Origin of the sequence: Paenibacillus sp. S29 (assembly GCF_049319765.1) — a bacterium.
In the GTDB taxonomy this organism is placed as follows: Bacteria; Bacillota; Bacilli; order Paenibacillales; family Paenibacillaceae; genus Paenibacillus; species Paenibacillus polymyxa_B.
The window spans coordinates 1-366 of sequence record NZ_JBMOUI010000083.1 but is presented as its reverse complement, the minus strand read 5'-3'; the positions used below and the strand labels follow the sequence as shown (position 1 = coordinate 366).

Sequence of the window (366 nt, the reverse complement as noted above, 5' to 3'; positions counted from 1 at the left end):
CGTAGGCATTTATGCGATCCTCAAAGCAGGCGGAGCTTATGTACCCATCGATCCAGAATATCCGGCGGACCGCATCCGCTTTATGCTGAAGGATTCGGGTGCGAAGCTGATACTGACGCAGTCGCATCTGGCCGAACAAGCGTCATTGAGTTTCGACGGCCAGGTGTTGGTGCTGGATCGTCATGAGCAGGATGGCCAAGACATTTACCACAAAGACGGTTCGAATCTGGAGCCACTGGCTGGCCCACACCATGTAGCCTATGTTATCTATACCTCCGGCTCCACCGGGAAACCGAAGGGCGTGATGGTGGAGCACCATTCCGTGTTGAACCGGATTTTGTGGATGCATGATCGATACGGCTTGAG

1 protein-coding gene is annotated in these 366 nt (G+C 54.1%); it reads left to right on the top strand.

What is annotated here, in order from left to right:
- Positions 1–366 (top strand): AMP-binding protein (locus tag ACL9RM_RS26575; protein WP_414126714.1); only part of this gene is annotated, 366 nt, incomplete at both ends.